The 9,138-nt window shown below is 69.4% G+C and carries 8 protein-coding genes; 7 read left to right on the top strand and 1 reads right to left on the bottom strand.

The window, feature by feature from the left end; genetic code table 11:
• The 3 genes from UK12_RS37040 to UK12_RS30805 all read left to right on the top strand — a co-directional run.
• Positions 1-1,927, top strand: a 1,927-nt coding sequence (locus UK12_RS37040; RefSeq protein ID WP_197085304.1) for a ricin-type beta-trefoil lectin domain protein, incomplete at its 5' end; no start/stop codon positions are given.
• 607 nt (positions 1,928-2,534) lie between these two features.
• Positions 2,535-2,957 (top strand): hypothetical protein, encoded by a 423-nt coding sequence (locus tag UK12_RS30810; protein ID WP_045306499.1) that lies wholly within the window; start codon positions 2,535-2,537, stop codon positions 2,955-2,957.
• A 532-nt stretch (positions 2,958-3,489) separates the two neighbouring features.
• Positions 3,490-3,693: a cold-shock protein gene (locus UK12_RS30805; RefSeq protein WP_045306498.1), complete on the top strand. Its 204-nt coding sequence runs from the start codon at positions 3,490-3,492 to the stop codon at positions 3,691-3,693.
• A gap of 334 nt (positions 3,694-4,027) precedes the next feature.
• Here the strand turns inward: UK12_RS30805 and dacB are convergent, their stop codons facing one another.
• Entirely contained in the window at positions 4,028-5,662 is a 1,635-nt protein-coding gene (dacB, locus tag UK12_RS30800; protein ID WP_231591456.1) for a D-alanyl-D-alanine carboxypeptidase/D-alanyl-D-alanine endopeptidase, read from the bottom strand.
• A 488-nt stretch (positions 5,663-6,150) separates the two neighbouring features.
• Here dacB and UK12_RS30795 point away from each other — a divergent pair, with 488 nt between their 5' ends.
• The 4 genes from UK12_RS30795 to UK12_RS30780 form a co-directional block, all read left to right on the top strand.
• The gene (locus UK12_RS30795) at positions 6,151-7,014 is read left to right on the top strand and encodes a COG4705 family protein (RefSeq protein WP_231591455.1); all 864 of its coding nucleotides are present in this window, start codon (positions 6,151-6,153) and stop codon (positions 7,012-7,014) included.
• A gap of 266 nt (positions 7,015-7,280) precedes the next feature.
• Entirely contained in the window at positions 7,281-7,865 is a 585-nt protein-coding gene (locus tag UK12_RS44635; protein WP_045306497.1) for a hypothetical protein, read from the top strand.
• A 301-nt stretch (positions 7,866-8,166) separates the two neighbouring features.
• Positions 8,167-8,508 (top strand): nuclear transport factor 2 family protein, encoded by a 342-nt coding sequence (locus UK12_RS30785; protein ID WP_045306496.1) that lies wholly within the window; start codon positions 8,167-8,169, stop codon positions 8,506-8,508.
• A gap of 315 nt (positions 8,509-8,823) precedes the next feature.
• Positions 8,824-9,138, top strand: a 315-nt coding sequence (locus UK12_RS30780; protein WP_045306500.1) for a DUF4360 domain-containing protein, incomplete at its 3' end; no start/stop codon positions are given.

Genomic DNA, 9,138 nt, shown 5'->3' with positions numbered 1-9,138 from the left:
GGACCCGGCGACCGCTCCGGCCATCTCCGGTGCCGCCTCGGCCGCGCCCGCCAGCAGCACCACCGGCTGGAACGGCGTCCAGGTCACCCACCGCGCCTCGCTCCTCGGCGGCAAGGCGGTCGACGACCTGATCGTCCACGCCAAGGGCGACCCGCAGCTGTACCTGTACAAGAACGACGGGCACGGCAACTTCACCGACCGGATCTCGTTCTACAAGTCCGGCACACCCAGCAACACCGCCGTCACCTGCCAGGACATCAACGGTGCGACCATCACCTGCCCCGCCGACTTCGGCGGCACCGACTGGTCCACAAGCACCCAGATCCTCGCCCTCGGCACCCCCGGAGGCGAGACCACCACCGGCCCGAACGGCACCACCGTCCTCACCCAGACCGCACTGCTCGCGGTGATCGGCGGCAGGCTGTGGCTCTTCCCACCGGGCACCTCCAGCGCCCAACTGCTCGCGCCGGCCGACCGCGAGGTCTCCACCGCCAACACGTGGGACAACTACGACCTGATCGGCCCCGGCCCGGCCAACGGAGACAACCAGCCCACCCTGTGGGCCCGCGACAGGGCAGCCGGCACCATCCACGCCTACCCGCTCACCAAGAACGCGGACGGCACCGTCCACTACTCCGCCCTCGCCGACCCAACGACAGGCACCATCACGAACACCAGCGGGGTCACGCCGGCCGCGTTCCCGACGGTCGGCTCCTCGGGTGACGTCACCGGTGACGGCATCCCCGACCTGTGGGCCGTCCGAGCCGACGGCAAACTCATCGTCTGGCCCGGCAAGAGCACCGACGGCACGCCCAACACCGCAATCGCCACATTCGGCTCCGGCACCGCGCTGGCCGACCTCCGTGCGCCGCTGGGCCACTGGCGTCTCAACGACGCGACCGGCAGCACCACGGCAGCGGACAGCACCGGTCAGCATCCGCTGACCGTCCAGGGCGCCGCGTTCGGTCCCGACACCGTCAACGGCAAGACAGCCACCGTCGCGGCCTTCAACGGCACCACCTCCGCCATGACGTCGACGGGTTCCACCGTCAACACGAGCCAGTCGTTCACCGTGACCGCCTGGGCCAGGGCGACCGCCTCCGGCGGTGTGGTCATCTCCCAGGACGGCACCAACGCCAGCGCGTTCCAGCTCTGGCCGTCCAACATCGGCGGCGGCAAGGCGGAGTGGAAGTTCGGCATGGCCGCGTCCGACACCCCGAACGCCACCGTCGACGTCACGGACACCAGCAACGCCGGCGCCCTCGTCCAGTACAACGTCTGGCAACAGCTGACCGCCAGCTACAACGCCGACACCAGCGAACTCCTGCTGTACGTGAACGGCTCGCTGGCCTCCACCGGCCTGCACAAGAGCACGTGGCAGGCCGCCGGCCCCACAGTCGTCGGTCGCTTCAAGCAGAACGGATCTCCGGCGGCCTTCTTCAACGGCAGCGTCGCCGAGGTCTCGGCCTACCAGTTCGCCAGCGCCCCGACCACCGCGAGTGCCACCGCCGTCCAGAGCGGCACCAACCCGGTCAAGTGCATCGACAACCAGAACGGCCAGACCACCGACGGGAATCCGGTACAGATCTGGGACTGCTACCCCGGCATCGCCGCCCAGTCCTGGAACATCAACACCAACGGCACCGTCACCAACCAGGGCCGCTGCCTGGACGCCGACCACGGGACACCCGCCAACGGCACCCACGTCCTGCTCTGGACCTGCAACGGCGGCTCCAACCAGCAGTGGCTCCCCACCGGCACCGGCGCCCTGTACAACCCGGCCACCGGCCGCTGCCTCGACGACCCCGACGCCACCACCACCAACGGCACACAACTCCAGGTCTGGGACTGCTACAACATCCCGGCCCAGCACTGGAGCGTCTCCAACTACATCCCGGTCCCCCTCGCGCCTCTGCCCGGGACCTGACGGCAACACAGACAACAACCGATCAAGGCTCGGCTTCCTGCTCCCGCGTTCCACGGACCGTTGCAACACCCCAGCGGAGGAGCGCAATGGCCGTCGAGATCTGCACCGGCCCGGCAGTCGCCCAGGGACGCAGGCTGCCGACCCGTGAGAGGGAGGGACACACCTCCAACTCGTGCAGCAGGGTGTGAGCTACGCGAAGGCAGCCGAGACCGTCGGCACAAACCTCTGCACGGGAAAGCAGCGACATAGCGGCCGGAATGCCTCCGGCCAGCAGAAAGGCGGCACCACCGGCCAGGCCGGTGGTGCCGCCTTCGAGTGTGTTCCGGTACCTTCACGAGGCCGACCGGGCCGCGTCGCCGACCAGTGACGCGGGAAGACCACGATCTGAACCATTCCCACCGGCCCGGGACGTAGCCCTCTTGCGCCCGGCCGGGAGATCCGCCGCTACCGGCACCCGGTCCGTGGCCGCTACAGCCCGTATCGCGACGCTCGGCGCCGAGTCGGCGAGAGCCGCTCCTGGCGACCCGGTGGTCGCTGCGGCCGCTCCCCCGCCAAGGTCTGCCCCCGTGTTCAGGTCGAACGCACATTCTTCGAGGAAGGCACCCCCATGGCCGAGCGGAAGCTCGAACTTCAGTCGGAAGCCAGACGGGCAGTTCTGAATATTGATCGGACTGAGCGACCCCGTCTGGTTCTGCTGGCGATCAGCGGTCCCAGTCAGTACCTCATCGGCGCCATGGGACTGCTTGGCATGCTACTGGCCAAGAGCTACTTCCTCACGGTCACGGACCGGTCGGTCTACATCCACCGCGGTCCCCGGACGAACGCTCACCCCCGGGAGCTGGTCCATGTCGTCCCCCTCAAGGAGGCCGACGAGCTGGTCAGCCGTGTCAAGCACGGCCGGAGCTGGAACGCCTTGTTCCTGAGGATCCCTGGCAAGGCGAAGCCCGTTCGGCTGAATGTCTCGTTTCACTCCCGCCCCGAGCTGGACAGCTTCCTCACGAAGCTTCCCAAGGCTCCCGAGCGGCCATAGTTTCCAGGGCTCCATGGCGTGTGTGACTACCGCGGGCGCGATGGTGCCGTCCCGGCAGGCTCACCGAGGCACGCACCCTCGCACACCGGGCCCTGGCCTCGATCGCCCCCAGCCGAGAGCCGCCCGTTCCCTGCTGCGCGGCCTCATCGAAGCACACCTCCCGCCCGAGGAGACGATCCGGCTCCCGGCCATGGGCGAACCGGTCACCTGACGCCCAGCGGACATCCCCGTGGACGGACCGTGGGAAAGCACTGATCCCCCCGTACGCCGGTCGCACCCGCCCAGGACGCTGCCTGCGGTGCGGCCGCCGTATTCGTGCCGGCCGTCCGCACGGGACCGGCGCCGCCGAACGGGCCGTCGGCGCGTCGATACGACGTGGCGCCGTTGCGCCTACCCGGTGATGGCTCGGATCAGCGGATCTTGGCTGATTACCAGCGATGCCCGAGGGGCATTCATAGGCGGTCGAAGCCTCATGCGGCTCCGGCCGGCACCGCGTCACGGTGCCGTGGAACGTCAAGAAGGATCCACAGCAATGGCAACCGGCATCGTGAAGTGGTTCAACGCCGACAAGGGGTTCGGCTTCATCCAGCAGGACGACGGCGGACCGGACGTGTTCGTCCATTTCTCCGCCATTCAGAGCAGCGGCTTCAAGGAGCTGAACGAGGGCGACCGGGTCGAGTACGACACCACCCAGGGGCCCAAGGGACCTCAGGCAGAGAACGTCGTCCGGAAGTAGCCGCCCCCTGGAACGCTGACCGGTAGGCCAGCCACCGTCCCGCCAGACCGAATGCTGGCGGGACCTCTCAGATGTCCGACCGCGCCATCCGACATCCGATCGAGGACCTGGGCGCCGACCGGCGCGGTGGTCCCGAACGACGTCAGGTCGGTGCGGGTCCTCGGCCGGGCCGGGGATCAGGTGCTGGAGCACGGTCGAGGCGCCACTCCCAGCGGTCGTCATACCGCCCTCGGGAGGTCACAGGACCGGGCCTCGCCGACACCCACAGGTGTCGCCAAGGCCCGGCCACGGGAGCTGCGTTGCCAACGGGCTTGCAAAGCCCCGGAGTTGCTGCTCAGCAGAGGTGAAGTGACTCGCAGTCGTCCCAGCGGGTGGCGGGAGCCTCTGCGGTGACCGGCGCCTGGCCGGCTGCCGGGGCGTTGCGCTGGACCTGGGCCTTGGCGCTCCTGCCGACGGCGCCGTTGGCCTTACCGGCCGACGGCGCGGTGGCGGGCCCGGTGGCGAGCCGGACGGCGATGGCGTCCAGGACGGCGCGCGGGCGCGGACCGGCGTAGTTGTTCACCATCACGGTGAAGGCCAGCTTGCGGCCGTCGGGGGCGGTGGCGTAGCCGGAGATGTTGTCCACGCCGCTCATCGAACCGGTCTTGGCGTGCACGTTGTTGGTGGCAGGGGTGCCCTGCATCCGGGCGGCCAGGGTGCCGCCGACCATCCGGTCCGGGTTGCCCGCGATCGGCAGCGCTTCGTACCAGGTCTTGAACCAGGGCTTGTCCTGGGCCAGCTTGAGCAGCGCGGTCATCCTGCCCGGAGTGACCAGGTCGTAGCGGGAGAGTCCGGAGCCGTCCACCTGTCGGCCGGCCGGGCCGGCGATGCCGTTGGCCTTGAGGAAGCTGCCGATCTGGGTCACGCCGGCGTTCCAACTGCCCTGGCCGCCCTTGACCTTGCCGATCTCCTTGGTCAGGGTCTCGGCGAGGCCGTTGTTGCTGAGCTTGAGCATCGGGACGACCAGCTGGGAGATCGGCTGCGAGTCGTGGCCGGCCAGCAGCTGCGAGTTCTCGCTGCCGGTCGCCGCCGCCACACCGTTCTGGACCGTGACGCCGTGCCGGGCCAGCGCACCGGCGAAGACCTGGCCGGCGTAGTCGGCCGGGTTCTCCACGGTGGTCAGGAAGGTCGCCGGAGCTCCGCCCGCCGGCAGGCTGCCGCTGAGGTCGACCACGTTGACGCCGCGCTCGCGCTGGGCGTTGGCGCTGCCCGCGCTGCCGGCCGCGCCGGTGGTGATCTGCCCGTTCAGCTTGACCGGCGCCTCGGCCGGGAACAGCGCCACCGAAGCCGGCTCGCCCGCCGTGCCCGGCGTGACGGTCACCTTCACGGTGTCCATGTTGTAGTCGGTGTCGGTGGCCACCGTGAGCCCCGACAGCTGCGGGCTGTAGGAGTACGGCTCGTCGTCCCAGGCCCACCCGGGACCGAACGGCACGTTGTCGTAGCGGCTGCCGTCGGCCAGCACCCGGCCGTTGACAGCCGTGATGCCCGAGGCTGCCACCTTGGCAGCGAGGTCGTCCAGGTCCTTGGGCAGCAGGCTCGGGTCGCCGCCGCCCTTCAGCACCAGGTCGCCGTTGAGCACGCCGTCCGCGCTGTCACCGGTGCTGCGCACCTCGGTGGTGAAGACGTGGTCGGGACCGAGCAGGTCGAGCGCGGCGACCGAGGTGATGGTCTTCATGGTCGACGCCGGAGTGAAGTAGGCGTCGGCCTGGTGCTGGTAGACCACCTGACCGGTGCCGGCGTCCATGACCTGGACGCCCACCTCGGAACCCGACAGCAGCGGGCTCGCGAGGATCGCGTCGAGGTCGGCGGTCAGCGTCGGGTCCGCCGGGGGCGTGGAGTCCGCCTGGGCGGAACCGGCCAGCATGGTCGCGGCGAGCGCCACGGCGGCGAAGGGCAGCGTACGGCGGTGGAGCCGCGCGGGCAGAGGCAAGGTCACTCCAAGGCTTTCGGGAACGGCGGAGCGCGCCTCGCCACCTCGCAGCGGACGCGGGCATGGCTGTCCCAGACCTACGCAGACCGCTACGGGTACCGCCGAAAGCCCCCCGCTTGTCAGCCGCAACCTATCATCAGACTGACCATCAGATGATCACAGAATCTCCCGGGCCCGGACGTACGACTTCCAGGCCCGGGAGGCCGCCCGGACGTCCGGAGGCCCCGGCCACACCGGTCCGTACGAGGCGGTACCGCCGCCCGCCCGACCGATCACACGGGGAGACGCGCAGGGGCAGATCACGTCCGTTTCAGCCGCTTCGCTGTAGTCTGTCCGCGTTTTGCAGACGCAGGGGTGCGGCGAGAGACCGGGCGTCAGTCGCGTTCACAGCGCGCACCGGGCGTCCGATGCCGCGCACCGCCGTCACACAACAGTGGGCCCTCACCGCCCACCCGATGCAGCGCCGAGCGGTCGACCAGGAGTGCGCCTTGAGGCAGTCGGAGTCCCTCACCGACGCGGATGCCGCCCGTGCGGGCCGGTACGTGATGAAGAAACTGCCGGAGGTCACCCTGGCCTTCTGGGTCATGAAGATCGCCGCCACCACCCTGGGCGAGACAGCTGGAGATCTGTTCGCCCAGACGCTGAGACTGGGCTACTTCCTCACCACGGTCGCCCTGTTCCTGGTGTTCGTGGTGACGCTGGCGGTGCAGCTGCGGTCGAAGCGGTACAACCCGTTCTTCTACTGGACGGTCATCCTGTCCACCAGCATGGCCGGCACCACCATGTCGGACTTCATGAACCGCGACGCCAGCGCCAAGTACCTCACTGCCGGGACGACCTCGCTGGGCTGGGGCCCGCAGGGCCTGGGACTGGGATACCCCGCAGGTGCCGCGATCCTGATCTCCCTCCTGATCGCCATCTTCGTCACCTGGAAGGTCACCGGACAGACCTTCGTCATCCGCGACATCGTCACCTTCCGTGGCGAGGCGCTCTTCTGGTCCGCGATCCTGGTGTCGAACACACTGGGCACCTCCATGGGCGACTCCCTCTCCGACAGCTCCGGCCTGGGCTACGCCGGCGGCGCCCTGCTCGTCGTAGGGCTCCTGGCCGTCCTCGTCGCCCTCATGCGGGTGCCGGCCGTCCCCAATGTCGTGCTGTTCTGGATCGCCTTCGTCCTCACCCGCCCGCTGGGGGCCACCGCCGGCGACTTCCTCACCAAGCCTGCCGTCAAGGGCGGTCTCGCGCTCGGCACTCCGGGCTCCTCGGCGGTACTCCTGGCCGTCCTGCTCGGCCTCATGGTCTACGCCCACCGGCAGGAGCGCAGGGACACCGACGAGGCCCAACTGTCCTGACGGGGGTGCTGCTTGCAGCGCTTCCCCTGCGGCGGTCCGATCGTCGAGTCGGGCTTGGCGAGTGGGGGGCGATCGTTCCTGCCGGCCCGTGGGAGGTAGCGGAGCCGTTGCTGCCGACGGTGAGGGTGCGGTGCCGTTGCAGACCCGTCTGTCATAGAACGGTAACAGGCGTAACCCCGCGGGCCGGGGCCCCGTGTAGAGGTGTACACAGCAACCGCACCCCGGCCGCCCGTTCCCAACAGGCCGGAGAACAAAGGGGATTCGCCATGTCGGCCCACCGCCGCCCGCTCATCGCCACCGCGCTCGCCGCGACCGCCGTCCTCACCGTCGCCGGCGCGCTGACGCAGACCGCCTCGGCCTCGCCCTCCCCCGCCGCACCCGGTACGTCCTCCGACTCGCAGGCGGCCGCGATGCACCTCGCCCCGCTGAAGCAGCCCACCGCGGTCAAGCCCGCCCAGGACAAGCCCGCCCCCGACTGCACGGCCGCCGCCCGGCAGCCCGGCCACCGGATGATCCACGTCGTCGGCGGCAACCCCGGCAAGAACCAGCTCAGCGCCACCGCAACGAAGTTCATCTGCGGACCGGACGTGCCGAACGACGGCTACTACGAGCCCACCGGCTCACCCCGCACCTTCAAGCTCGCCCCGGGAGCCCAGAGCCGGCTGATCGCCCTCGGCGACTTCGGGATCACCCAGACCGAGGTCCCCGCCGCCCAACTGATCAAGCACGCCGACGACTGCGCACACCAGCGCGACGTCGCACGGCCCTACAACTGCTTCGGCGGCAACTACGACATCACCGTCGACAGCGCCGGACGCATCACCCGCATCGACGAGGCCTACCACCCCTGACAGGACGGATCCGGCGCCCCCGAGCGGGCGCCGGATCCACTCGGCCGGGCACCACACGCGAACAACGCGGCCGCGCCCCTCGGCCATTGCCCCGCCGGCGGAACCGGTCGGTGCCACCGTCGTTGATCACGGCATGAAGACGATCCGGATCGTCCCGGTCGTCCGCACTGTCCTCGCGGACGTCTCGGTGGGACCGAGGGTTTCACCTCACCGAAGCCGTCCGCCCGTTGAGGGGCAACCGGCTGCGACGCCTGTTCCGCGCAGCATGGGCAGGAAGTCCCGAGCGAGAGATGTGAGTGCCATGACGAATGTCGAAATCGTCCGCGCGTGCTTGGAGAGTTACGTCGCGCAGGACCGCGCCACCGCTGAGCGGCTGATCGCCCAGGACTACACGTTCACCAGTCCGCAGGACGACCACATCGACAGGGCGGCGTTCTTCGAGCGCTGCTTCCCGACTGCGGATCGACTGCGTACCCAGCGAATCCTGGATGCCGTCCCGGCTGCGGCGGACGGAGTCTTCGTCATCTACGAGTACGAGCTGAAGACCGGCGAGCGTTACCGCAATGTCGAGCTGAGCACGGTGCGGGACGGGAGGATCACCGAGACCCAGGTCTTCTTCGGCGGCCGGGTCGACGAGCGGTGACCGCACGGCGGGAGGCGCACGGCGAGGGAGGGTGCGGCGGCCGGTCCACGCGGTGTCGACATGTGGTGATGACCGACGATGGCGGTGAGTCCGTGTCGGACTGCTGCGTTGCCGAGTGACGCACCTACGATGTCTGACGGTACGTCAGTAGTCTTCTGCCGTGTCGACTGATCGTCTTCAGCCCGCTCTGCCCCCTTGCGACTTCAGGTCTCCGCCGCTCTCAGCGGGCACCGCGCTGTGGCGGCACGGACGTGCCAAGCCCCGGTGCGATCCGGGATCCTCGAACGATCGGAAGGAAAAGCCATGCTGTCACGCATGCTCGCCGTCGGCGGTGTCGCCGTATCGCTGCTCGGCTCGACCGGCTTCACCTCGGCAGTCACTCCGCCGCCGGACAAGATCGTCATCGACGTGGCGACGGTGAACGGATCCGGCTGTCCGGCGGGCACGGCCGCCATCGCGGTCTCACCCGACAACACCGCCTTCACCGTGACGTACAGCAACTACCTCGCGCAGGTGGGCGTCGGTGCCAACCCGACCGACTTCCGCAAGAACTGCCAGCTCAATCTGGATGTGCACGTCCCCCAGGGCTTCACCTACGCCATCGCCGCCGCCGACTACCGGGGCTTCGCC

The organism is Saccharothrix sp. ST-888 (assembly GCF_000955975.1).
Lineage (GTDB): Bacteria > Actinomycetota > Actinomycetes > Streptomycetales > Streptomycetaceae > Kitasatospora.
Note: the sequence above shows the minus strand (reverse complement) of the source record. Positions and strands in the feature narration are given on the sequence as shown.

Bases quoted from the DNA above. Each gene is read 5' to 3' on its own strand.
- UK12_RS30810 (WP_045306499.1), top strand. From the start codon at position 2,535: ATGGCCGAGCGGAAGCTCGAACTTCAGTCGGAAGCCAGACGGGCAGTT.
- UK12_RS30805 (WP_045306498.1), top strand. From the start codon at position 3,490: ATGGCAACCGGCATCGTGAAGTGGTTCAACGCCGACAAGGGGTTCGGC.
- UK12_RS44635 (WP_045306497.1), top strand. From the start codon at position 7,281: ATGTCGGCCCACCGCCGCCCGCTCATCGCCACCGCGCTCGCCGCGACC.
- UK12_RS30785 (WP_045306496.1), top strand. From the start codon at position 8,167: ATGACGAATGTCGAAATCGTCCGCGCGTGCTTGGAGAGTTACGTCGCG.